We start from the raw sequence: 25,194 nt of genomic DNA, 5'->3' as shown, positions 1-25,194 counted from the left end.
ACATCATTTTTCTATAATGGTAACCGCAGAGCTGAAGCGAAGATTATTAGCATCTGTGACATTGAAATAATATGCTTTTGCATCGCCCGGCAAAACAGCCAATGCCACGTCTTTATTTAATGTTGCTGGTACCTGTACCCAGTTGCGGCTTTGCCAAACACCAGCATCGGCTGTATAGCACAATACTGCTTTGCTTAGGGTTGTTTCAGAAACAATTTTTGCCGTAACAATATTCTTTCGGATGGGGTTGTTAGTGATTTGCATTAATTTTTTACCACTCTTTACCATCATATCCGCAAAGGCAAATATTTCTGGCTGGTTCCATATGTGTCCGTGCTCGCTGGTAACTGGTATGCAAAGCAGTGGCGCTGCTTTAACAAGTGATACCGATTGCTGCCATATATTTAAGGGAAACGATCCATCGTTGCTGCCAATATACCATAGGCTTGGAACGGTAGAAGAAGGAATATATAATGAAGGATCCCATTTGGTTTTATAGGCATTTAACTGGGCAGGCGTCATCACTTTAAAATATCTTTCAAAATTCGAAACGGTGGATTCGTACAAAAAGCCGCAACCGTATACCGGCACGGCAAAGGCGAAACGATTATCCAACCCCATTACTGCGGCTGTTATTACTCCTCCCCATGAAATACCGTGCACCCCGATTTTTTGGGGATTAATTTCAGGAAAAGAACGCAGTAACGAATTAGCCCTGATCACGTCTGCTACCGCATGATAGAACCATTGTTCCCTGTCGGCAATCTCAATATCGCCAAAGGTTGTGATACGGGGTGGTCCGGCCTGTTCATGCCATTCGCGGTTGGGAAAGTCTCCTATAGGAAGATGCCCCTCCAGGTCCATAGCGATAGCGGCATAGCCACGATCTACCCAGGCTTGTACCCATTCCGGAAATGCGATTCCACCGCCGCCATGCACACAAACCACTGCCGGCCATCCGCCCTCAGGCGGAGTTCCCCCGGGTGCTTTATAATAAGCAAACACTTTTGTTGGTTTGGTTTTAAAAACAATTCCTTCATAAAAAAAAGATCGTATGCCGGGCACACTGCAGCAATCTGTTTCATGCACAGGCGGCGTTTGATATAGTTTTTTTATATTCCATGGAGCATTGGGTGCGCTTGTTTGCTGCGCATAGGCAAAAGCAACCGATAAGAATAATCCAGAGAGAAAAATTTTCTTCATGCTGAAACCTGTGGTTATGAAAGACAAATAAAAAAATAAAGATAAGGAGTAGTGCCGGGGCCGGAGAACATTCCTTATATATTTTAGACTATTGGTATTGAATACTGTAACCTTCATCTGTGAAAGCAGCAAATGAATGCAGAAATATAATTACTTTTAAATTGATTGCCTGCAGGAATTTTCTTTTTGTTCGTTTTACAACGCGGCAGGAATAACCTGACAAGCATTCATTTTTTTATTTACACAAACCTTTTATTATGTCTTCCATGAACCGCCGGTCTTTTATAACCAAAACTTCGCTTGGCGCAGGAGCTTCACTTGGTTTACCCGTATTGTCTTCTTTTACTGCTTCGCCCAAAGAACCCTGGCAATGCGTGCACAACACCAATACCATGCAAACCACCATATCATTAACCGGCTTGCCTGCGCCAGTAACCGTATTACAGATAGCGGATACCCATATCAGTTGCGACAATGAAAGCGACCGCGAATATGAACAATACAGTGCCCGTATGAACAGGGCTTTTTTGCAGCCTAAGCATTATAAAACCGGCGAATCTACAACTACTGTGGAGTGTTTTATAGATATGATGCAGTTGGCGAAGCAGGAAAAAGTGGATTTGATCGCTCTGGTGGGTGATATTGTTAACTATCCTTCTGCGACCGCTGTGGAATTTGTACGCTCGGCTGTTGAAAGCGCCGGCATTCCTCATATTTATACCGCAGGCAATCACGACTGGCACTATGAAGGCATGAAAGGTTCCTCAGATGCACTTCGAAAAGAATGGTGCGAAAAAAGGCTTAAGCCTTTATATACTGGTAGCAACCTGTTTTACTCCTCAGATATTGTGGGTGGCATTAATATGGTTACTATTGATAATTCTACCTACCAGGTAAATGAAGAACAACTGGCGTTTTTCCGGGATCAGATTAAACGATCCGAACCCGTTGCGCTTTTTGTGCATATTCCCCTGTATATGTCATCCATGCGCATGTGTTGCGGTCATCCCGGATGGGGTGCGGCCAGCGACAAAAATCATGAGACCGAACGCAGGGAACGCTGGTCAGCAGCAGGTAACCAACCTTCAACAGCGGCATTTGTGAAAGAAGTGATGGCAGCCAAAAAACTGACCGGAGTTTTTGCCGGGCACTGGCACCAGTACTATTCCATATCCCAGCGCCGGGTTAACCAGCACCTGGCACTGCCGGGCTTTAACGGACAGTACCGGATGATCAGGTTTCAGCCCTTGATTTAGCATTGCAGCGCACACCATTACAGGCTACTTAAGCCAGATTTCATATTTCGAATTGAATTTTGAATCTTATCTGCCCTGGCAGACAGGTTTGTTTCTTATGGCTTGCTATTTGGTGCTTTTCATGTCAATATCAAACATTCTCCAAACCATATTGTTTTAATACATCTGCCGGCACGCCTTCCCATTTGTTGGGCATATTGCCAGCATAACCCAGATCCTTTACGCCCATTTCACTGGTAAAAAAACCAGATGCTGTAAGGTCGCGCATGCGGTTAAAAAAAGCAACCCCCTGTTCCATACCGGGCTTTACATTTTCGGGCCAGGCAATATCGTTCACCATTTCGAGCTGTTGTTCTGCTGTAGTATCTTTAAAAGTATTGTTGTACCTGTTCAGGCATTGTATATCCAGCCATCTTAATCCCCCGCGCATGGGAACCTGGTGCGAAGGAATATCTTTCACAATGAATTCTATAAATTCCGGCACTTTGGCATCTGAAGCGCTGCCGGATTTTTCATCTTTGGGTATAATGATATCAGCAAGCGCGGTAATAGTGAGCATTTCATGATCAGTGAAAAATCGCTCTTCGTTCAGCTTTTTGTTGCGTTCTACTTCAAAAGCTTCCCGCCCTGCATTGTTGTCATTAGCAGTTGTTGCCGTAGCTGCCGTTGTTTTTTTATTATCGGTTTTACAGGCTTCCAATAAAACGCCCGTTGAAACAGCGGTTAAGCCAATGGCCTTAAGTGATTCGCGTCTGTTCATAATATAATAAAATTATAAAGCTTTTACACGTTTAATTTCTTTCTTTGTTCAAGAATATATTCTGCTGTACGCAACGATAAGGCAAGGATCGTCCAGGTGGCATTTTTATCTCCCTGCTGCACAAAGGGCGCCGCATCTACCACAAATAAATTTTTGCAATCGTGGGCCTGGCACCATTTATTAAGGGCCGATTTTTTCGGATCATCTCCCATTCTTATGGTGCCCACTTCATGAATGATCCTGCCTGGCGCTTCTAATCCATAATTATCTTCGGGGCCATGCGGGCTTGATGTAACGATTGCATCCATCTCGTGCATAATAGACTGAAAGGTTTCCTGCATGTGTTTGGCCTGCTTCACTTCTTCATTGCTCCATGTATAATTGAAACGCAATACGGGTATCCCAAATTTGTCAACAACATTGGGGTCTATCTCACAATAATTCTCTTTTCTTGCAATGGCAGTGCCTCTTCCGGCCATGCCAACACGGGTGCCATAAAAACGGCGATAATCATCTTTTAGTGATGCGCCAAAGCCGCCCGCTTGTTTGGGTTTGCCATCTCTTCCGGGCACCTTTCCGTTTGTCCGGTGTATACCCGATTCAAAACCATAGGAAGGCATTCTCATTCCGCCTCCATATTCAATATGGTAACCTCTTGGGAAATCCAGTTTTTTATTGTCTAACCACCAGGGTGAGTAAATATGTATGCTTCCTGAACCATCTTCATTAAAGCGTTTACGATCGAGTAATTGCGGCAAAAAACCAGACAAACTGGAGCCGGTAGAATCATGGAGATATTTGCCCACCACGCCGCTGTTATTGGCTAATCCATTGGGATGGCTGGCAGACTTAGAATTTAGTAATATACGTGCCGATTCGCAGGCGCTTGCACCAAGCACTACCGTTTTGGCGCTTACCTGGTACTCCTGCATATCATCTTTGTTAATATAAGAAACACCGGTAGCCTGGCCGCTTTTATCGGTAAGTATTTCTCTTACCATGGCATTGGTAATTACTTCTAAGTTTCCCGTTTTAATGGCAGGAATAACCAGGCAGGAAGATGCGGAAAAATCGCCGTACGTTTTGCAACTGCGGCTGCATTGACCGCAATAGTAGCAGGGTTGACGGTCTTTATTTCCGGGTATGGGTTCGGTAATTACCGATCCTCTGCCTGCAATAACCGTTACGCCTGCTTTGGCGGCCGATTTTTTTATGAATAATTCGGGGAGCCGGGGTTTGGGAGGTGTCATGAAAATACCGTCGGGCTCGCTTTCTATACCTTCAACGGTACCATAAATCCCTATTAAGCGGTCAACCTTGTCGTAGTAAGGTTTGATGTCATTGTAGGTAAAGGGCCAATCATCGGTTAAGCCATCCTTAGGCCTGAAATCTTCGGGACCCATGCGTAAGGATATCCTGCCCCAGTGATTGGTTTTGCCACCCAGCATCCTGGAACGGAACCAGTCGAACTCCGTATTGTTTTTTCGCGTGTATGGCTCACCATCTATTTCCCATCCTCCGTAAGCGGCATCAAAATCACCAAATGGGCGAACAGTAGAGGCGCCACGGCGCGGAGATTCCCATGGCCATTTAAACTGCTGTGAATCTTTGGCAGGATCAAAGAAAGGACCCGCTTCCAGCATCAGCACCTTAATACCGGCATTGGCTAAAAAATGTCCGGCCATTCCTCCTCCTGCTCCGGAACCAATGATAACTACGTCATGAACAGTGGAAGATTTTTTTATTTGGAGTTTTCCCATACTTAAATGATCTGATTTAGAGCGTTATAGTAAGAAGAATTTATTATCAGTTGTGTGAAATTTCAAAGTATAGCTACAGTTAAAAACCTGCTGCTTTTACTTTAGAGTATGCCCAGGCAGAAAGATACCCAATATTACAAATAAAAATTTCATTACCATTACTCTTTTTTATTTGGCCGGGGAATAACAATTGGTAAAATAATATATAACAGTGCGGGCTACATGCTTTTCTTGCCTCTGAGCCGGCTAAGCGTTTCCTCCGACATGCCAAGATAGGAGGCCACATATTTGAGTGGTATACGGTTTACCAGCTCCGGCCTTGTAGCATTGAAATGACTGTATCTTTTTTCAGCGCTGGGGAGCCTGGAAATGTATGATCTTTCTTCGGATGCAGCATAGTATTCTTCCAGCAGCATCCGCGCTACTATATTCATTTCCGGAAAGAGCGTATACATCTTTTGCAGGCTTTCAAAAGATATTGCATACAGATCGCTGTTTTCCAGGGCTTGTATATATTCCAGTGATGGTTCACTGCGTGACATGCTCCGGATAGAGGTAGTGATTTCATTTTCGGGGTTAATCCATGTAGTGATCTCTTTATTGCCTTCTTTTATAAAAGCACGTAAAACGCCTTTGTGTATATAATAATAATGTGAGCAAAATTCACCTGCTTTTAAAAGGTATTTGCCCCTGCTTATTTTTTGATGAAACGAATTTTGTATAATGTATTGCTCAGCTTTTTTTCCTATTGGATATACCATCCTGATAAAATCCGCCAGCGGCGAATAAATCGGTTTTGCTTTTTCAGATGATGTGCGGTTTATTTTATGTGTAAGCATCCGGAGTACCTGTGTGAATAGTAAAACAATTATCGCAAATCTAAAACTATAACAGGTATGAAATCAAATGTTATCCTTATAAAATATCGCTTATTAAAACAAAATATTATTTTAGACTCATTATTTTCTTAACCAGCCCTATTTGTCCCAGATGATAAATATCGTGCTGAATAATGCCTTCCACTATATATTCAAGGCTATCTTTCCCGGTGATTTTTTCTTCAGGATAACGATCTGTCTTTTCCTTAAGATATTGTATAATCTGTTCCTGGCTTTCTTTCCATTCATTCCACAAATTGTTCCATCCTTTCTGCTTTAAAGTTTCAATGGATAAAAAATTATACTTATCAACGGTTTCGTCTCTGTAACCGTAATTTCCTTCCATTCGTTTAATCAATACTATTCGCCAGTACAGGCTGTGCCACATTATTTCGGCAATGCAATGAATGCCCGGCAAGGGCCGCATAAAAGCTGTCTCTTCAGTTAAATCCTGCAGCTTTGCTTCAAAGCTTTCATCCTGCCAGCTTCCGCCGCTGTACAATTGTTCAAACTGGCGGATATAGCTGTTGATTTTGGTATTGGAAAACGAATAGCTTTTATAATGCGTAACATAGTCTTCGGCATCCAGTAAATATTTTTCATCCTCTTCGTAGTATTTCGCCTTCTCAAGGTCTTTTCCTGCAAACGCTTCAATACTTTTCATGTCTTTCCATTGCGTTACGGTATACACGTGCGTTATATCTCCTTCTGTTTTTTGCAGAATTTGTACACCCATATTACCGGCGGTGTTCAAGTAATCTTTTATGCCTGTATCTGTTATATATTGCGTGTACATGCGTTCCTGCACGGTTTTAATTTTGCCATGCCATATTCTTGTGATCATAATTTAACGGTTGTGTTAAAATAGTTATGCAAAAATTTTTATCGTGCTATTCCGCAAAATGAGGTTATGTATAATCCTGCCTGGGAACGCATTGTCGCCATTCCTTTTGTGCCCGGTGTTATGTCGCCCGCGCGGACAGGCACTGCTTTAATAAACCCATCGTTTGTTGCTTGCTCCGCCGGAGCATTCATGTTTATCTGCGATAATTGTACCATATCCTTCAGCAGCAACGGCCTATAAAGAGGAAGCAGCAATTCTGACAGAAACAATAGAAGCAGGCCGATTAATTTTACCATCTAATCAATTTTGCATGGTAAAAATAAAAAACTTTACCAATAAAAAAAATTTTAATAGTAAAATATTGCCGGCTGATATTATAGGCATTGTAACGCAGAGCAGTCAGTTAGGTGTTTTAGTTAGCAGCCTCTGAAGCGGAGTTTTGCCGGGATGATATTCGCGGTCAGGAAAGGTTTCGGGATCCGATTTTTTTTGTTCTTCTTTTTTTTATATGTTGTGTATCCTTAAACCCTTACTTATTATGAATGCTCTTTTGTATCCTGCATCTCCTGTAGTGACGGATGGGAAAAAGCTGGCTCCATCCGCCGCATTTAAACAACAGGTGTCTAAAGTGATCGTTTCGATTGTACTCTTTTTTATGGTTTACCTTATTCTTATTATAGCCGCAACAGGTTTGGCCATTGCATGTTTTTATATAGGGTTGTCGGTCATAATTGCGATGCCGAAATTTATAACAATAATGTTGGGACTTGGGTTGATGGGTGTTGGGGTATCTGTTGTTTTCTTCCTGATTAAATTTATTTTTGCAGTATCAAAAAATGAGAATGCCCGAAGAATAGAAATTAAGGAAGCGGATCAACCACAGTTGTTTGCATTCATCAAAAAATTAACAAAGGAAACGCAAACTACATTCCCCAGGAAAATCTACTTATCGCCTGATGTAAATGCCTGCGTATTTTATAACTCCAGCTTCTGGAGCATGTTTTTACCTGTTCGTAAAAATTTGGAGATTGGATTAGGCCTGGTTAATACGGTTAACATGAGCGAATTTAAAGCTATTATGGCTCATGAATTTGGCCACTTTAGTCAAAGAAGTATGAAGCTGGGAAGTTTTACCTATAATGTTAACCGCGTAATTTATAACATGCTTTATGAAAATACGAGTTATACCCGGTTTCTGCAATCCTGGAGCAGGATAAGCGGCTATTTTGTTTTGTTTGCTGGCATTACGGTTAAAATATCGCAGGGAATACAATGGGTATTGAAAGGTATGTATTCATTCATCAATAAGAATTACATGTCGCTTAGCCGTGAAATGGAGTTTCATGCCGATGCAGTGGCAGCAAGTGTAGCGGGCGGAAATAACCTGGTGAGCGGGTTGAGCAGGGTAGAAGTTTCCCAAAGTTGTTACAATTCAGCTCTTGAGAAGGCCAATGAATGGATGAAACAAAATAAGGTGGTTAAAAATATTTTTGGTAATCAGCTATCTGTATTTCATTCTCTTGCTAAACAATACCAGCTGCCTCTAAATGAGGGCTTGCCTGAAGTGTCTTTTCAGTTTATCCAGTCTTTTTCAAAATCAAGGATCAATTATAAAAACCAATGGGCCAGCCATCCGCCCATTGAAGAACGAAAACAACATCTTGACGGACTCAATATAAACTGTACTCCGGATGAAAGAAGAGCGTGGAAGGTTTTTGAAGATATAGAAGCATTACAGGAAAGAATGACAAATAATTTATATCATGCTGTTCACCTGGAAACAACTCCCGAAATCTGCGATGCCAGGCATTTTGAAGAATGGTGCCGGCAGGAAAATGAAAAATACGAATTACCCTCAGCATACAATGGATTTTACGACAATCGCTATATAAACATGGATAGCTGGGATATTGACTTTATTGGTAACACGGGGAAGCTTGCAACGTTTGAAGAAATATTCAGTGAAAAGAATGGTCAATTGCATGTTTCTTTAAAAAATAACGAGAATGACCTGCTGATCGCGAACGCTATTAAGGACAAAGAAATTGATGTCAGCAGTTTTGACTTTGATGGTAAGAAATATACCAGGGAAGATGCCGGTTCGGTTATCAGCATATTAGAAGAAGAAATTGAACAGCAAAAACGGGCTTTGGAATCGTTGGATAAGGATGCGTTTGTTTTTCTCTGCAACAAAGCCGGGATAAATGCGGGAAGCGTTAAAAATGAGTATGCCGGTTATAAAGCGATCACTGCTAAGCATAATGCTTACTTAGATATTGCCGATAAAGCGCTCAATGCAATTGCCCCGTTATATCAGTCTGGTCTTACGGAAGATCAGATAAAGCACATCATAAAAGAATTAAAAGAAGTGTGGGAGCCTGCCTTGAAGAAACGTTTCTCCGAAACAATGAATAACCGGCTTATCTTTCCGCAACAAAATGAAGAATTGTATGGAGTATTAAATAATTTTTTAAACAAAGAATATGCTTATTTCGTGTTTGGCGCGTTTCAAAATGATGAACTTGGTGAACTAAATGAACTGGTGCTTAAAGTTGCAGATGAATGGAATGCATACAAGTACCGGAATTATAAAAAATTACTGGAAATGCAATTGCAGTATTACAACCCCGGTAAATGAAATACATGTTGAACTAAAGAGGATGGATTGATGTATTAATCATCGGTATTATTTCAAATGCCTTTTTGCCTGCAAGATGTGCCGTTCGTTATGTGCTATTAAAAACCGGAAGGTGTCGCCGAGCTTGAGCCGGATCCATTTTGAAATGGAGACGGGCACACGGGTAGCACTGATATTGACTGTTTTTGCTTTCCGAAGCTGTATTATGAGCTGCTCCTGCTGTTCAATGAATTCAGCTATAACGGCAGCGGCATTGAGATCAGCAACCGGGGAATGATCTTTGGGCGACTTGTATTTTTTAACGGAACTGCCGGGCTGCATCATTTTAGTAAAATAATTGCCCAGCCATCCGCTTGTAAAGTTTTCATTGCAGGCATTACCCTCCGGATGATCAAGCGCATGCGCTATGGCAGGCAAATAGAATCTTCCGTAACTGTTTAAATGCGCCAGGCACTGCGCTATGCTCCAGCCGCCATTTGCAGCAGGTTTTAATAGGATTTTTTCAGGCAAGTTCTGAAAAACGCGAACGGCTTCCGTAAGATGCTTTTCTGTTTCCTGTTCCAATGTGCTTAGTAATTCGAATTTTGAGATTGCTTTCATTTGCTTCATATTTATTTATGATGCAAAATTGTACCTCGCCGCAATAATAATTATTGGTAAATACCAACATTTTTCAGATCCTTATTTTATTGATGAGCTTGCTGAAATTGGTGGGGTCTATCCCCAGATAATTGGCCAGGTATTTATGAGGAACCAATTGCAAAATATGAGGGCTGCGTTGCAGCAGCTTCCTGAATTTATCTTCTGAAGAATAACATTGTATTTCCACCAGTCTTTCCAATAAGCCCGATAAGGCATTGGTTACACCCAAACGAACCATGGTTTCAACAGCAGGCGTGTTTTTCATTATGGTTTCCACCTCACTGTATGCAGCTCTTAAAAAAACAGAAGCGGTAAGTGCTTCATAAAAATAACGGGAAGCCTGCCCGAGCATCATGGCATCCAGCACACCGCCAAAAGAAGGTGCATAGGTAAAAACGAGTGTAGCTTCCCTGTCCTGTTCATCGTAATAATATATTCTTTGCACACCCTCCAGAACAAAATATAAATATTTTTCTTTTTCACCGGCAGCGGTAATGATCTCCTTTCTTTTGGCCGAAAAAGGCCGCCATATCCCGGTAAATGCATGCCAGTCTTCATCAGGCAGCGGGTGCACAGCCTGAATCATTTGCCTGAGTTGTAAAAGTTGTTCCTGCATTAAAAAATCTGCCGGCAATATTAAAATTATTTACTGATCAATGCAATCAGTAACGTGTAATTATGATGAAAACAATTAAGTTTGAAGTTATTTGAAAGGTTAAAATCTCCATGTCCATGTCGCATATCTGGTTTAAAAAAGAATTTTCACTCCAAAAGCTGCAGGCCATGAGCGCCGGAACGATGGGTGAGCACATTGGTATTGTGTTTACTGAAATTGGAGATGATTATCTGAAAGCCACCATGCCGGTGGATCACCGCACCCGCCAGCCTTATGGCTTATTGCACGGTGGCGCATCCGTTGCGCTGGCAGAAACACTGGGGAGTGTGGCTTCATCGCTGGTTTTGGATACCAGTGTTTTTATATGTGTAGGACTGGAAATTAATGCCAATCATATCCGCAGCGCCCGGCAGGGATTGGTTACTGGCATTGCAACACCCATACATCTGGGCTCCTCTACCCATGTGTGGGATATAAAAATTTATGATGACAGGGAAAGATTGCTTTGTATAAGCCGCCTTACGGTAGCCATTTTAAAAGGAAAGGATATACCAGTTATATAAGCAGGGCAAATGCACCTGGTTTAAAAAATCGTAAAAAAGGCGTAGCCTCGAAAGATATTATAATCCCGCAAAAATCGGTAGGGTTTCAACCCATTTAAAAACAGCAAAAAGTTATAGAGAGCCGGCAATATAAGCGGCTATCGCCGGCTTATAGAAAACCAAAACATGATGATCGCGGAAGCGGTAGGTTAATGAGCATGCCGGCTTTGCTGCAGGATATTGATCTGTCTTTTTTTCCTCGGTCAGACCATGCGAACATTACCCAAATGGTCTTTGATAAAATAGTCATAGGTTAATCCGGTAGGGGTGTTGGGGTTTAGCGGGTCATTATACAATGCCCTTATCCTTCCTTCTTCGTGGGAAGCAAACAGTAGCTTGTCAGTATATTCCAGCGGGTCAAGGAAAATTTTGCAATTCAATAAAGCCCCCGCTTCTTTCATATCTCTACCGAATCAAATATCGCCTCTTGTTGTTGGTGATGCCAACACACATTGCCCATCGCACGAACACCAACAACGGCGGAAATAATATAATAATAAGCTTGATTTACATTATTTATGGATTTTGCCACAATCAAACTGTCAGAAAAACCAAATTCTATTACTCTATGTGGAACTCTTCCAGAATAGCTGTTAGTAGCTCCATCCCGATAAGCAATATTTAGCTGTTCTTTTGTATCTATAGCTACCAAATAATACTGACCTGTAATTTGCTTTTTAAAGTAAAAGCCTAATCCACAAGAAGAAAGGAAACAAAGAACTGTAATAAGGTTCATAAAAAAAATACTCTTCATATATTAATATTAGTTAAACCCCTGTGCCTGCTGTTAAATACTCGCTATATCAAGCAAGATATACCGGTTGCATAAGCTTTGTCTTAGCTTTCTTTTCTTACATGCCCACTTTCAATCACATCTTTAATGGAAGGAAAGGTATTTTTTAATTTTTCACCCAGCGCAGCGGCCTTTACCCATTCTATTTGCTGAATATCTTCTTCTGTTTGCGGTTTCAATGGCTGGGAGGATGCGGCTTTCATCCTGTACCAATGCGATTCTTTTAAGATATGCCTGCCAAATTCATTATACGTATGAAAGGTGGTTAGTATGAATTTTTTAAGTTGCACATTTTTCAGCCCGGTTTCTTCCTTCACTTCCCTCACCGCGCATGCTTCCAGCGTTTCTCCTTTATCTAATTTGCCTTTCGGGAGGTCCCATTTCCCTCTCCTGTAAATCATCAGGATCTCATTTTTTTCATTTTCTATCAAACCACCCGCGGCCTGTATTCTGGTGAAATGCTTCCAGAGTAATTTCTTTGATTGTTCCATATTGGCAGTAAAAAGAATACCTGCATGAAACCCCGGTTTTGCAATTTCATGCAATAATGCATTAATGGCATGATTGGTCATTTCATCTATAAAAACGGTATCCGGGTGATGCCTGTATATTTCTATAGCAGGGGTTATCTCATCACAAAGAAAAACGGGCTTATCACCAAAGTATATTTTCAGAACCATACCATTCAATTTTTATTATTTTCGCGCCATGACGAATGAAAAAGCAGTAGCCGAAAAGCTTTTACAAATTAATGCTATCCGGCTGAATCCGCAACAACCATTTACATGGGCATCGGGCTGGAAAAGTCCTATTTATTGCGATAACCGCAAAACACTGTCTTTTCCCTACATCCGCGACTTTGTAAAATCGGAGCTCTGCAATGTGATATTTGAAAGCTTTCCCGAAGCGGATATGCTGGCTGGTGTAGCAACCGCCGGTATTGCGTGGGGCGCAATGGCTGCCGACCAGCTAAAGCTGCCTTATATATATGTTCGTCCCAAGCCCAAGGAACACGGGTTGGGCAACCAGGTTGAAGGTTATTTTGAACCCGGCAAAAGGGTAGTGGTGGTGGAAGACCTGATCTCCACAGGCAAAAGCAGCCTGCAGGTTTGCACGGTGCTTAAAGAACAGGGATTGAAAGTGGAAGGCATGGTTTCTATTTTTACTTACGGCTTCGATGTGGCTGCTGCCGCTTTTGCAGAAGCCGGGGTGCCTTTGAAATCATTAACCAACTATGAAACGCTTATATCCCTGGCATTGGATAAAGGTATAGTAGGCTCTGCCGAAGAAGCAACTTTGTTAAACTGGCGCAGCGATCCGGCGCATTGGCAGGGTTAACAAATTGTTTTGAAAAAAACAATTACCTTTTCACCATATAATTCCGCAATAATATTTTTACATTAAAATGTATTTTATGAAAAAACTCGTACTGCTTGTCACCCTGGTTTGTGGTATTGCCTGGTCTGCCTCGGCGCAACAAAAAAAACCGGTAACGGTTAAAATCGCCACACCCACCGTACAATGCGAACAATGCAAAAAACGTATTGAAGATTATATGAAACATGAGGAAGGCATTACAAAAGTGAACGTAAATTTTAAACGCAAAGAAACTACGGTAACCTACCTCAAAGACAGGACCAATGTTGAAAATATAAAAACAGGGATCGCTAATGTAGGTTATGATGCAGATGACGTGAAAGCGAATGAAGATTCATATAAAGAATTACCAACCTGCTGTAAAAAACCGGATGACCAGTGATGGTTGGAAGTTTGAAGTTTGTGGTTTGGAAGTTTATGGTTGGTTACAGGTTGCAAGGTACAAGTTGCAGGGTACAGGTTGCAAGGTACAAGGACAGTTTGCAAACCCGCAAGCCCATTCTCCTGTAACCTGCTCCCTGAAACTTCTTATACCACTGCCTTTATCTTCAGCAATTGTTTTAAAAGCGGTTCAAGTAAATCCAATTGCAGCATATTGGCGCCATCACTTTTAGCCGAAGCAGGATCAGGATGGGTTTCTATAAACAGTCCCTCAGCACCGGCCGCTATAGCAGCTTTCGCTATGGTGCCTATCAGTTGCGGATTGCCACCCGTTACGCCGCTGGTTTGATTGGGCTGTTGAAGAGAGTGGGTACAATCCATTACTACCGGTACGCCATGCGCCTGCATCCACGGGATATTGCGATAATCCACTACTAAGTCCTGGTAGCCGAATGTGGTACCCCTTTCCGTTAGTAAAATTTTATTATTTCCTGCTTTTCTTATTTTTTCAACCGCAAACTTCATAGCGGGGCCGCTTAAAAATTGTCCTTTTTTTACATTTACTACCTTGCCGGTTTCTGCCGCTGCCAGCAGCAAATCGGTTTGGCGGCATAAAAAAGCGGGGATCTGCAATATATCAATATATGCGGCCGCGGATGCGGCTTCATCGTGTGCATGTATATCGGACGTAGTGGGCAGCCCGAATTTTTGACCTGTTCTTTTCACCAGCGCCATCGCGTTATCATCACCTATACCCGTAAACGAAGAGGCGCTGGTACGGTTGGCTTTGCGGTAAGAAGCTTTGAATATATAAGGAATGCCCAGGTTTTTACAAATGCCGGATACTTTTTCGGCCACTTCCATTACCAGCTCCTCACTTTCTACAACGCAGGGACCAGCAATGAGGAAAAAGTTTTTTTCGTTATACGATTGCCCGGCAAACAGGTCTTTTAAAAATTGTTCCATACGACAAAGTTAGGTAAGGCTGGGAAAGTAACCTCACCCTCTTTCCCTCTCCCCGGAGCGGAGAGGGACGGTGCTTCAGGGTAGAGGCGGGCATAAGTTCTTCCATTTCAGCTATTGAGTAGAAGGGGACAATGCATGCAAGAATTCGAACGGATTCAATCTCAAATCTAATATCTCAAATTTCAAATTGTTAAGTCCGAAGCGAAATGCGACCATAAACCAAAAACCGCAAATCATAAATAGCTCTTATTTATTTTCCCTGAATTTTTTTGGTGAAGTGCCCATGATTTGTTTGAATGATCTTGAAAAACTGTACTGATCGGTATATCCCATTTCCTCGGCGATCTGCTTAATAGGAATTTTTGTTGCTTTCAGCAACTGGCTTGCCTTCTGAATTTTAAGTGAAGTAAAAAGCTGAATGGGGGAATAATGTGTTTTTTGCCTGAACAGTGCCGAAAGATAGGAGGCTGATACGCAGGCTTCTTTCGCTAATTCATCCAGTGTAAGATTGTCATGAAGATGTTGCTTCATAATGAGGATACAACGCTCAATAATATTATCCACTCCCTTTTTCATATAATTGAAAACGGTAAGCCGGAATGTGCCCAAAAAACTATAGAACCGGAAGTTGGCGTACAACAGGTTTTCCATGTTATCCATCAGGTCAAGGTGATGCATAATGTCCTGGAATTGTGCTATCCGCCCTACCAGTGGTGGTGTGGTTTGGTTTTTATTATTTTTATCCCGCAGCAGGTAGGTATACATCGCTTCACCAATTGCCCCGTTAAATTTTACAAAATAAAGACTCCACTGGTCAGAAGCTTCCACACCCAACCGGAAATAGGTTTTGCGGGGTAATACTGCAAAATGATTGGCTTTGAGGATTAGTTTTTTATTATTGATCGTGTACCATCCAATACCGCTTACGCAATATACCAGCACATAGTCGGGATTGTTTTTTAATATCTCTTTTTCAAGAGCGCTTTGTTCAGTATAAAAAGCTATTTCGGTTATGTATAGGTTTTTTCCGATCGGATGGCTCTCTAATTTGCTTCTTAAACGTGCAGGCAAAACCCAATGTGTTTGGGCCGTTGTTTCCATGGTACCGGTATCTTGTTTTGTTGCTATACTCACTATATTCAGTTAATTTTCGGTGGCTTAAAAATAGTATTAATTTACAGGGCAATAATAATTTATGCTATTCTTTTTATAACAATTAACATTGGCCGCTTTTTAAATTTGAATAATCTTTGATTGAAACCCGCATTTAAACGCACCGATCTGAACCATGCAGCATTTACCCCTGATTGATCTGATAGTAATCCTTGTATATCTTCTCAGTATGGTACTGGTTGGCGTATACTTTTCCAGGAAAAATAAAAATACCAAACAATTTACTACGGCTTCAGGCAGCATACCCGGCTGGGCCCTGGGTATATCGTTATATGCTACCTTTTTAAGCAGCAATACTTTCCTGGGTGTTCCGGGAAAAGCGTTTGGCAGCAACTGGAATTCGCTCGTATTCAGTTTGTCAATGCCTTTTGCCGCCTATTTCGCTACCCGGTTTTTTGTGCCCTTTTACCGTACTCATGGTGAAGTAAGCGCCTATACTCACCTCGAAAAAAGATTTGGCGCCTGGGCCCGAACTTATGCCATGATCTGCTTTATACTTACCCAGTTGGCCCGCATGGGCTCTATCTTTTTTGGTATTGCGTTAACCTTGCAGGCATTAACCGGTGTGGATATGAAAACCATAATGGTGGTTACAGGAATCTGCATTATTATTTATACGGTATTGGGAGGAATGGAGGCAGTGATATGGACAGAGGTGGTACAGGGGATCATTAAAACTGCAGGCGCTTTAATTGTATTGGGTATTATATTATACGAAATGAAAGGAGGTGTAGGGGAAATATTCAGAATAGGTGTGGCGGATGAAAAATTTGGCTTGGGTAGTTTCTCTCTCACCGATTTCAGTTCTTCTACTTTCTGGGTTGTTTTTTTATATGGATTTTTTATCAACCTGAATAATTTCGGTATGGATCAGAACTACGTGCAACGCTATCATACCGCGCGGAGTGAAAAGGAAGCTGCAAGAAGCGTTTGGCTCTGCGTATACTGGTACCTGCCTGTATCTCTGCTGTTTTTTATTATAGGTACGGCATTGTATGCGTATTTTAGTCAGCATCCCGAACTGTTAGATGTGGTAAAGCAACAGGTGGCGGCCGAAAAAAATGTAGATATTAATACCCTAACGCCTGCTGATTACGGAGATAAAATATTACCTTATTTTATGGTGCTGAAAGTACCTAAAGGTTTGGTGGGATTGATCATTGCCGCAATTCTGAGTGCCGCAATGAGCACCATCAGCAGTGGTATGAACAGTTCGGCCACTGTATTTTTAAAAGACATTTACCAGCGCTACATCAATCCCAATCCGGGACCTAAAAAAGAGATGCTCATTCTTTATACAGTAACCGCTTTTACGGGTATATTATCCATCGTATTTGGCATTGCACTGATTGGCGTAAAAAGCATTCTGGATATGTGGTGGGAGCTGGCTGGTATTCTTTCGGGGGGTATGCTGGGTTTATTTTTATTGGGCATGATTGCAAAAAAGGCGCGCAATGCCGAAGCCGTTACAGGAACGATCGTTGGTATACTGGTTATTTTATGGATGTCATTATCCAAATATTTCCCGGCACAATGGGAGCATCTTAAAAGCCCGTTCCATGTAAACATGATCGTGGTTATAGGTACCTTGACCATATTCCTTGTAGGACTATTATTAACAAAAGCCAGAAGGAAATGAGTATGAACGCCTATGATAGGGGCTCTTTATTTTACTGAGTTACAATGCCAAAGAAATGAAGATCATATAAAAATGTCTTCATTCCCGCGTATGTTCAGTAAAGTAATGTTGCGTTTAATTTGTAAAGTATATTATTCAACAAATAATTGATAAAACCAAAACAAATTTATGTCAAAGAAATTTGTTCCTGTAATGATAACGCCGTTTACACCTGAGGCAAAGCTCGATTTTGATATGGTGAAAGTACTGGTTGATTTTTATCTTGCCGCGGGAGTAAAAGGATTATTCGCCAATTGCCTTTCCAGCGAAATGTATAGTATAAGTGAAGATGAGCGGTTGGCACTTACCAGGGCCGTAGTGGAGCATGTTAACGGCCGCGTTCCGGTGGTGGCAACCGGTTCATTTGGCCTAACCATTGAAGATAAAGCGGAATTCACCAAAAAAATATTTGATACCGGTATTGATTCGGTTGTACTGATTACCGGACATTATGCGGCGATAGATGAAGGAGATGATATTTTGCTGCAAAGATTTGAAAAAATGTTATCCTTAACGGGTAATATTCCCCTCGGGTTATATGAATGCCCCGCTCCTTATAAAAGAGTGGTAACGCCGGAAGTATTAAAAACGCTGGTATCAACCAACAGGATGTTTTATCATAAAGATACCTGTTGCGATGAAGCACAGGTAAAGGCAAAATTAGCGCTGATCAAAAATACACCCATGCAATTTTTTGATGCCCATACGCCCAATGGCGTTTCTTCCATGAAAGCCGGTGCAGCGGGACTATCGGCCATAGCCGGTAACTTTTACCCCGAAATATTGGTGTGGTTGTGTGATCATGTTAACGACCCGTCCAAGCAAAAGGAAGTAGAATGGATACAGGCTGAATTGGCCCGCGTAGATCCTTTAATTCATGTTGCTTACCCCATGAGCGCTAAATTTTTTATGCAACTGAGAGGACTGCCCATTCATGCCATTAGCAGGGCGCATGCACTGGAGCCTACACCTAAAGAAAAAGCTGTTTTACACTCCATTTTAGATACTTTAAAATCATGGTACGAAAAGTTAGACATTAAAGAAGTGGTGTATGAAGATGTAGCGTGAGGAGTTGGGTTAGGTATACGGTATGAGGTGTCAGGTATCAGTAACAGAATCCGAAGCCTGACGGAAGGAGAGAAGAGAGAGGTGAAAAATGAGAAGTAAAAGAAAGAATACTCATCGTGTCGTTAGCAGGTACTCACCTGATTGCTCCTATGTTTGCCACCAATCCGAATCCGAAGCGAAATGCAACCCTAAACTATAAACCACAAATCTCAAATCTCAAATATCAATATGCCTGTTAAACTACTCACAGTTTTATGTATTTTCATTTTGTCTGCCTGCTCGGGGCCGCAACAGAAAACAGAAACCAATAGTAAAGACGCCGATATGCCTGCCGGTGATTCATCTTTTGTAAAAGGATATTTTTTTACGATGCCTGCGCCTTTCCCGGAGTGCCATGCATCCACCATTCTGCATTTGCAAAATGGTGAATTTTTGGCTGCATGGTTTGGCGGACAAAAAGAGGGAACCGATGATGTAGGGATCTGGCTGGTAAAGGGTAAACCCGGCAACTGGACAACGCCGGTTGAAGTGGCTAAAATAAGAGAAGATGCACATTGGAACCCTGTATTATTCCAGGCTCCCGAAGGCAGAGTGTTTCTGTATTTTAAAGTAGGGAAAAAAATTCCTTCATGGGAAACATGGGTAAAAACTTCTGATGACAACGGGCAAACCTGGTCGGAAGCCACCGAACTGGTGAAGGGCGATAAAGGAGGAAGAGGACCGGTGCGCAATAAGCCTATTGTAACGTGCGGCGGATTGTGGATAGCAGGTGCTTCTCACGAAGAAGGAAAATGGGATGCTTTTGCAGATATCAGTACCGACCAGGGTAAAACATGGACGGCTGCTCCATATATAGCGTTAAACAGAAAAGAGTTTAAAGGCAAGGGAGTAATACAACCTACCCTATGGGAATCCGCTCCCGGTAAAGTGCATATGTTGCTGCGCAGTTCTGAAGGCGCAATCTATCGCAGTGATTCCGAAGACGGGGGAAAAACCTGGTCTGCCGGCAGCAAATCAGGGTTGCCCAATCCCAACAGCGGTATTGATCTTACCAAACTTCCAGATGGAACACTGGTATTGGCCTATAATCCGGATACGGCTAACTGGGGTTCGCGTTCACCGCTTTCGCTTGCTATATCATTTGATAACGGTGCTACCTGGCCGAAGATATTGGATATTGACAGCGGCGATAAAGAAGACGAGTTTTCCTACCCCGCAGTGATCAGCTATGGGGATACTATTGCCGTAAGCTATACATGGAACAGGAAGAATATCGCTTACTGGATAGGTACTAAAGATGCATTGATAAAAGCGGCCAAAGACAGGTAGATGTGATTTGAGATTTAAAATTTGAGATTTGAATGTTTCGAAACTTTTTCGTTTCCTCCATGTCATTTCTCACTTATTTTCCCAGCTTAGCGGCCGATGTTTTAGTGCTCTTATCACAACGCCGGTGTACTCACCTGTATTACTAAACCCTTACTGATGCATACATCTTCATTATTTTTTAAACGCATGCTGCCTGTGGGCCTTGCATTAGGAACTGCATGGGCCGCCCGTGGACAAATTGGCCATGAATATGGTGCAACCTGGGCTGCCGCCATTGGTATATTAACGGTAATAGCGCTTTCGGGCCGTAAAGACTGGTACGATCGTTTGCCTGTTATTGTGGTATTGGGCGCTATTGCATGGGGCGCCGGCGGTATGATCAGTTATGGAAAAATTGTTGGTTACGGGCATGCTGCGGATTACCTGAATGTAAGCTACGGCTTATTAATGCTGGTAATTATCGGAGCGTTATATGGATTTTTGGGCGGAGGAATAACGGCACTTGCTTTATCAACCACACCTGAACATAAAGTAGACTGGGCTGCGGTATTTACGCAGATGTTTGCAGGAGGATACCTGTTCTGGGGTGTATTTATTTTTCAGTTGGAGTGGTTTATGACGCCCCCCCGCTCTGAACTTTGGGCCGCCTGCATGGGCGCCGCCCTGGCTTTGGGATGGTATATGCATCGTAACGGCTATAGCTATGCGCTGCGCATCGCTTTTTTCAGCGCTTTGGGTGCGGGTTTTGGTTTTGGCTTTGGTAATTTCCTGCAACGCATGGGGCATACTTCAGGTATAAAATTCAACTGGTGGAATGTAATGGAATATTCTATCGGTTTTTTTGGCGGGCTGGGAATGGCTTATGGAATATTTTCTGTTAACAAATGGCCTAAAACCGTTGCTCCCGGTAAAACATCTAACACAATAGCGTGGATATTTTTAATAATACTCCTTCCTGTAATTAATCTTATGGAAGGCGTGAATACCAAAACCATGATGTCAACCGGGGAAGGTATACATACTGCCGATCCGGCGGCTTTTGCTTTCAACTGGCAGGTTATTATGTGGGTGATGTCTGCATTATTTATGCTGGCACTCACTTATTATTATAAGCCGGCATTGCAGGAAGCATCCACACAAAAAAAAGTAGTGTGGCTCACCTTATTTTACATGATATGGTATATAATAATCAGCAACGTGATCAGCGCTATATGGCTTACGCCAAAATTCAGTTCTCAACATTTATATTGGGTGAACCTGGTAGTATTGTGGCTGTTGCTGCGTAAAAATACCCCGGATGCATTAGCCGGGGAGGAAAGTTCCATTCCTGCCCATTGGCCATATGTTGTGCTTAAATGGTGGGCTGCAGTACTGCTCTGTATTTTATTATTGAGCTATATTGCCATTTCCATCGGGCATGTGCATCCCAATGCGCAGATACGATTTGAGTAATGACAGACGTTGTATGATAAGTTGTTATATGATTATATGCCCAAATTCACATGATTATAACAGTAACATGATTAAATTTGTATAATCAATTTATTATAATAAAATGTCATCTGATTTCGAAAAAGCAAAAAACGTAAAGGCCGGAACAATAACGGGTGTAATATCCGGTGCTTTATTATTATTCTTTTTCCTGGTTTCATGGTCTGTTCCGGTTGTTCCGCCTCCTCCTGTTGAAGAAGGAATGGTTGTAAATCTTGGAAACAGTGATGATGGGTCCGGAGACATACAGCCGCTTATTCCGGGTAAACCCGCAGCAGCGGAAAAAGAAGTGAATACCCCTCCCAAAGCTGCCAATACACCAGTTCAGGATGTAAGAGCTATTGAAACAGACGACAATGATGAAGAAGCTCCCGATGTAACGGTACCCAAACCTAAGGTATCTAATCCCAAAAGCACCAACGTTCCAACTAAGGAAAATACAACGGTAACTAAGCAAAATAATACCAAGCCACAGATTGTTGAAAATCCCAAACCTGCTCCACCAAAACCTAAAGCCACTTATAAAGGCGGTGATGGTAGTGGTACCGGAGGCAATAATGCCGATTCATGGAATGGTAGTCGTAGCGAAGGCAATACCACAGGCTCCGGCGACAGGGGTAAGATTGATGGTGATCCCAATTCAAAAAACTATGAAGGATCGGGCGGCAGCGGCTATACCATATCGGGTAATTTGAGAGGGCGCCGTATCTTGCAACAACCTTCCTTTCAGGATGATTTTAATGAAAATGCAAAAGTGGCTGTTGATCTTTCCGTTAATGCTTCAGGAGCGGTTACCAGCGCTACCTACCAGCCAAGAGGATCTACCACTTCCAATGCCGGCTTAAAAGATATCGCTTTACGTAAGGCCCGCCAGCTAAAATTTGCTGCCGGTGATGAACAAAGAGGAACGATCATTTTCAATTTTAAAGTAACGAATTAAAGATACCTGTTTTTGAAGCCCAATATCTTCAAAAGGCATACGCAGATCAACCATTAGTTGCAGCGTATGCCTTCTTTTATTTTACAAATCATACTTACATTTATTTTTCCGCTTACTTTTGTTCCCTGCACCAGGCAGGGTATTTTCATGAATTACAAAGAAACCATTGACTATCTGTATAAGGCGCTTCCCATGTTTAGCCGCACGGGCGCTTCGGCTATTAAAAAAGATCTGACCAATACCCGCATTTTGTGCGAAAAAGCCGGTGATCCGCAAAATACATTCAAAAGTATTCATGTAGCGGGAACAAATGGCAAAGGGTCTGTTAGCCATATGCTGGCGGCGGTATTGCAAACAGCAGGCTATACTACGGGGTTGTATACATCGCCTCATCTTAAAGATTTCAGGGAACGGATCAGGGTAAATGGTGCTATGATTGATGAAGATTTTGTGGTATCCTTTACAGAAAAAAAAATATCCCTGATTGAAACCATTGAACCTTCTTTTTTTGAGATAACCGTTGTGATGGCATTTGAATATTTTGCCGGTAAACAGGTAGACATTGCCGTTATAGAAACAGGTTTGGGCGGGCGGTTAGACAGTACGAATGTAATAATACCCGTGTTATCCGTAATTACCAATATCGGCATGGATCATATGAATATTTTGGGTGATAGCCTGGCACAGATCGCTTTTGAAAAAGCAGGCATCATCAAGCGAGGGATACCCGTCGTTGTTGGTGAAACTCTGCCTGAAACAAAGCCCGTTTTTGAAAGCATTGCCAAAGAAAAAAAATCTCCTCTCGTATTAGCTGAAAAGGAATGGTATGCTGATGATCACAAATATGAAAAGCACGAACTGGCGGTAGAACTGGTGCGTCCTTCACATAATGAAAAGCAAACCATCCACCTTGATCTTACAGGTATTTACCAGGTAAAAAATTTAATTACTGCATATACTGCCATTGGCCAGCTAAAGAAAGAAGGCTGGCAAATTCCGGATACAGCCATACAAAATGGATTGCGCAATGTTAAATCACTGACGGGGCTGCATGGCCGCTGGGAAATTATTCACCGGCAACCCCTGATCGTACTGGATGTAGGTCATAATGAAGATGGCATACGGCAAATAACAGAGCAGTTGGAATTAATGAGCTATCATAATCTCCATATTGTAATTGGAATGGTAAAGGATAAAGAGATAGAAAAAGTGATGCAGTTATTACCCAAAGAAGCCTCGTATTATTTTACAAAAGCGCAAACACCCCGGGCCATGCCGGAAGACCAGTTTGCAACTATTGCTGCAGAATATGGCCTGAAAGGGGATCATTTCGCCAATGTAAACATTGCGCTGCAAAACGCAATCGGTCATTCACATCAAGACGACCTTTTAATAGTTTGCGGAAGTGTATTTGTAGTAGGGGAAGTAGAGCGGAATTTAAAATGATTGGAGTGGATATTCATTTTCTGAACAGGGAAGAAAATTGCAGCTTTATCCCCCAATTCGGGTATTTGCAGACAATCACCTTTTTGTATCTTAAACGTTAAATGCAATTGTATGCAGGAATTAACGGTTACTGGTCGCTACCGGATTGATTCGATTGATGTGCTTCGCGGACTTGTGATGGTTATCATGGCGCTGGATCATGTCAGGGATTTTTTTCATAGAGTGATTGTTGAGGGCGGGGATGAACTTGCCACCGGTCCCACTGATCTTGATAGCACCACGCCGGCATTGTTTTTTACCAGGTGGATTACTCATTTCTGTGCTCCCATTTTTGTTTTCCTGGCAGGTTCTTCAAGTTATTTACTTGGTTTAAAAAAAACAAAAAAGGAACTCAGCAGTTTTCTGATGAAAAGAGGGTTATGGCTGGTAGTGGTGGAAGTAGCGATCATTACTTTGGGCTGGACTTTCAATCCATTTTATAATGTTGTCATTCTGCAGGTCATCTGGGCTATCGGTATAAGTCTTTTCATCCTGGGTTTATTGATATACCTGCCTTTTAAAGCGATCTTAACTATTGGGTTTATCATTGTCTTTGGTCATAACCTGCTCGATTATCCGGGTATCAACGCGGGATTGAAAGGAAGTTTAATTTCAAACCTTTTGTACTTCTCTGATTTTTCTGTTTACAATATTGATAAAGATCATTTAGTTCTTATTGTTTATTCGTTTCTACCCTGGACGGGAGTAATGCTGCTTGGATATTGTTTTGGAAGATTATTCAGTTCCGGTGTTAATGCCGCATGGAGAAAAAAGATATTATGGCAGATGGGAGCAGGGCTTTTACTGCTTTTTATTCTTTTCCGGTTTATCAATAAATATGGCGACCCGGTTCCATGGTCCGTACAACCAAGAGGTGATGTGTTTACTTTTCTTTCCTTTATTAATATCAATAAATACCCCCCATCGCTGCATTTTCTTTGTATCACTATTGGCGGTGGAATGCTGCTGTTGTCATTACTGGAAGGAATAAGAAATAAAACCACTGATTTTTTCAGGATATACGGACGTGTACCAATGTTTTATTATATCCTGCATTTTTATCTTATTCATCTGCTTGTTGTCATTTGTTTCTTTGCGCAGGGTTATTCCAATAGCCAAATTGTTACGCCCAACAATCCTTTCCTTTTCAGGCCAAGTGATTTTGGATTTAACTTGTGGGGAGTGTATGCAGTATGGTTATTGGTAGTACTTATTTTATATCCATTTTGTAAAAAATATGACCGGTATAAAAGCCTGAATGTACATCACAAGTGGTGGCTTAGTTATTTATAAGAAAAAGCAACTGGCAATACT

General features: G+C 41.9%; 23 protein-coding genes. 12 read left to right on the top strand and 11 right to left on the bottom strand.

Annotation, left to right across the window (positions count from 1 at the left end; genetic code table 11):
* Positions 1 to 3 precede the first annotated feature (3 nt).
* Complete coding sequence (locus tag FRX45_RS11240; RefSeq protein ID WP_193311667.1) at positions 4 to 1,203, bottom strand: acetylxylan esterase; 1,200 nt, start codon at positions 1,201 to 1,203, stop codon at positions 4 to 6.
* Between the two features lie 257 nt (positions 1,204 to 1,460).
* On the opposite strand from FRX45_RS11240, the gene FRX45_RS11235 reads away from it, so the two are divergent.
* Positions 1,461 to 2,459: a metallophosphoesterase family protein gene (locus FRX45_RS11235; RefSeq protein WP_152268517.1), complete on the top strand. Its 999-nt coding sequence runs from the start codon at positions 1,461 to 1,463 to the stop codon at positions 2,457 to 2,459.
* Positions 2,460 to 2,589: 130 nt separating this feature from the next.
* On the opposite strand, the gene FRX45_RS11230 is transcribed toward FRX45_RS11235, so the two are convergent.
* From FRX45_RS11230 to FRX45_RS23280, 4 genes are all read right to left on the bottom strand, one after another.
* Positions 2,590 to 3,219, bottom strand: a complete 630-nt coding sequence (locus tag FRX45_RS11230; RefSeq protein ID WP_152268516.1) for a gluconate 2-dehydrogenase subunit 3 family protein — start codon at positions 3,217 to 3,219, stop codon at positions 2,590 to 2,592.
* 23 nt (positions 3,220 to 3,242) lie between these two features.
* Positions 3,243 to 4,979: a GMC family oxidoreductase gene (locus FRX45_RS11225; RefSeq protein WP_152268515.1), complete on the bottom strand. Its 1,737-nt coding sequence runs from the start codon at positions 4,977 to 4,979 to the stop codon at positions 3,243 to 3,245.
* A gap of 218 nt (positions 4,980 to 5,197) precedes the next feature.
* Positions 5,198 to 5,818 carry a Crp/Fnr family transcriptional regulator gene (locus tag FRX45_RS11220; protein ID WP_152268514.1) on the bottom strand — a complete coding sequence of 207 codons (621 nt, stop codon included), beginning with the start codon at positions 5,816 to 5,818 and terminating at the stop codon, positions 5,198 to 5,200.
* 106 nt (positions 5,819 to 5,924) lie between these two features.
* Positions 5,925 to 6,701, bottom strand: coding sequence for a DinB family protein (locus FRX45_RS23280; RefSeq protein WP_193311666.1), 777 nt, complete (start codon positions 6,699 to 6,701; stop codon positions 5,925 to 5,927).
* Between the two features lie 538 nt (positions 6,702 to 7,239).
* On the opposite strand from FRX45_RS23280, the gene FRX45_RS11210 reads away from it, so the two are divergent.
* Complete coding sequence (locus FRX45_RS11210; protein WP_193311665.1) at positions 7,240 to 9,339, top strand: M48 family metalloprotease; 2,100 nt, start codon at positions 7,240 to 7,242, stop codon at positions 9,337 to 9,339.
* Positions 9,340 to 9,387: 48 nt separating this feature from the next.
* Here FRX45_RS11210 and FRX45_RS11205 read toward each other — a convergent pair whose 3' ends face one another.
* Both FRX45_RS11205 and FRX45_RS11200 read right to left on the bottom strand, forming a co-directional pair.
* Entirely contained in the window at positions 9,388 to 9,939 is a 552-nt protein-coding gene (locus FRX45_RS11205) for a DinB family protein (RefSeq protein ID WP_152268512.1), read from the bottom strand.
* Positions 9,940 to 10,012: 73 nt separating this feature from the next.
* A complete protein-coding gene (locus FRX45_RS11200; RefSeq protein WP_226805269.1) occupies positions 10,013 to 10,567 on the bottom strand; it encodes a Crp/Fnr family transcriptional regulator in 555 nt (184 codons plus the stop codon).
* 146 nt (positions 10,568 to 10,713) lie between these two features.
* Here FRX45_RS11200 and FRX45_RS11195 point away from each other — a divergent pair, with 146 nt between their 5' ends.
* A complete protein-coding gene (locus FRX45_RS11195) occupies positions 10,714 to 11,160 on the top strand; it encodes a hotdog fold thioesterase (RefSeq protein ID WP_152268511.1) in 447 nt (148 codons plus the stop codon).
* A 436-nt stretch (positions 11,161 to 11,596) separates the two neighbouring features.
* Here the strand turns inward: FRX45_RS11195 and FRX45_RS11185 are convergent, their stop codons facing one another.
* Positions 11,597 to 11,953, bottom strand: a complete 357-nt coding sequence (locus tag FRX45_RS11185; protein WP_152268509.1) for a hypothetical protein — start codon at positions 11,951 to 11,953, stop codon at positions 11,597 to 11,599.
* 83 nt (positions 11,954 to 12,036) lie between these two features.
* Positions 12,037 to 12,672 (bottom strand): NUDIX hydrolase, encoded by a 636-nt coding sequence (locus FRX45_RS11180; RefSeq protein WP_152268508.1) that lies wholly within the window; start codon positions 12,670 to 12,672, stop codon positions 12,037 to 12,039.
* 28 nt (positions 12,673 to 12,700) lie between these two features.
* On the opposite strand from FRX45_RS11180, the gene pyrE reads away from it, so the two are divergent.
* Together pyrE and FRX45_RS11170 are read left to right on the top strand one after the other, a co-directional pair.
* On the top strand, positions 12,701 to 13,330 hold the full coding sequence (gene pyrE / locus FRX45_RS11175; protein ID WP_152268507.1) for an orotate phosphoribosyltransferase: 630 nt from the start codon (positions 12,701 to 12,703) through the stop codon (positions 13,328 to 13,330).
* A 76-nt stretch (positions 13,331 to 13,406) separates the two neighbouring features.
* A complete protein-coding gene (locus FRX45_RS11170; protein ID WP_152268506.1) occupies positions 13,407 to 13,751 on the top strand; it encodes a heavy-metal-associated domain-containing protein in 345 nt (114 codons plus the stop codon).
* A gap of 146 nt (positions 13,752 to 13,897) precedes the next feature.
* Here FRX45_RS11170 and kdsA read toward each other — a convergent pair whose 3' ends face one another.
* The gene (gene kdsA / locus FRX45_RS11165; RefSeq protein WP_152268505.1) at positions 13,898 to 14,716 is read right to left on the bottom strand and encodes a 3-deoxy-8-phosphooctulonate synthase; all 819 of its coding nucleotides are present in this window, start codon (positions 14,714 to 14,716) and stop codon (positions 13,898 to 13,900) included.
* Between the two features lie 246 nt (positions 14,717 to 14,962).
* Positions 14,963 to 15,850, bottom strand: a complete 888-nt coding sequence (locus tag FRX45_RS11160; RefSeq protein WP_152268504.1) for an AraC family transcriptional regulator — start codon at positions 15,848 to 15,850, stop codon at positions 14,963 to 14,965.
* A 154-nt stretch (positions 15,851 to 16,004) separates the two neighbouring features.
* On the opposite strand from FRX45_RS11160, the gene FRX45_RS11155 reads away from it, so the two are divergent.
* From FRX45_RS11155 to FRX45_RS11125, 7 genes are all read left to right on the top strand, one after another.
* A complete protein-coding gene (locus tag FRX45_RS11155) occupies positions 16,005 to 17,528 on the top strand; it encodes a sodium:solute symporter (RefSeq protein WP_152268503.1) in 1,524 nt (507 codons plus the stop codon).
* A 168-nt stretch (positions 17,529 to 17,696) separates the two neighbouring features.
* Positions 17,697 to 18,635, top strand: coding sequence for a dihydrodipicolinate synthase family protein (locus tag FRX45_RS11150; RefSeq protein WP_152268502.1), 939 nt, complete (start codon positions 17,697 to 17,699; stop codon positions 18,633 to 18,635).
* Between the two features lie 228 nt (positions 18,636 to 18,863).
* Positions 18,864 to 19,964 (top strand): sialidase family protein, encoded by a 1,101-nt coding sequence (locus FRX45_RS11145; RefSeq protein ID WP_152268501.1) that lies wholly within the window; start codon positions 18,864 to 18,866, stop codon positions 19,962 to 19,964.
* A gap of 156 nt (positions 19,965 to 20,120) precedes the next feature.
* Positions 20,121 to 21,416: a hypothetical protein gene (locus FRX45_RS11140; protein WP_152268500.1), complete on the top strand. Its 1,296-nt coding sequence runs from the start codon at positions 20,121 to 20,123 to the stop codon at positions 21,414 to 21,416.
* 103 nt (positions 21,417 to 21,519) lie between these two features.
* A complete protein-coding gene (locus tag FRX45_RS11135) occupies positions 21,520 to 22,395 on the top strand; it encodes a hypothetical protein (protein ID WP_152268499.1) in 876 nt (291 codons plus the stop codon).
* A gap of 66 nt (positions 22,396 to 22,461) precedes the next feature.
* The gene (locus tag FRX45_RS11130) at positions 22,462 to 23,841 is read left to right on the top strand and encodes a bifunctional folylpolyglutamate synthase/dihydrofolate synthase (RefSeq protein ID WP_226805261.1); all 1,380 of its coding nucleotides are present in this window, start codon (positions 22,462 to 22,464) and stop codon (positions 23,839 to 23,841) included.
* Between the two features lie 111 nt (positions 23,842 to 23,952).
* The gene (locus FRX45_RS11125; protein ID WP_152268498.1) at positions 23,953 to 25,173 is read left to right on the top strand and encodes a DUF1624 domain-containing protein; all 1,221 of its coding nucleotides are present in this window, start codon (positions 23,953 to 23,955) and stop codon (positions 25,171 to 25,173) included.
* Positions 25,174 to 25,194 lie beyond the last annotated feature (21 nt).

This window comes from Agriterribacter humi (genome assembly GCF_009192765.1).
Classification (GTDB): Bacteria; Bacteroidota; Bacteroidia; order Chitinophagales; family Chitinophagaceae; genus Agriterribacter; species Agriterribacter humi.
The sequence above is the reverse complement of the archived record's forward strand: the minus strand, read 5'-3'. Positions and strand labels throughout refer to the sequence as shown.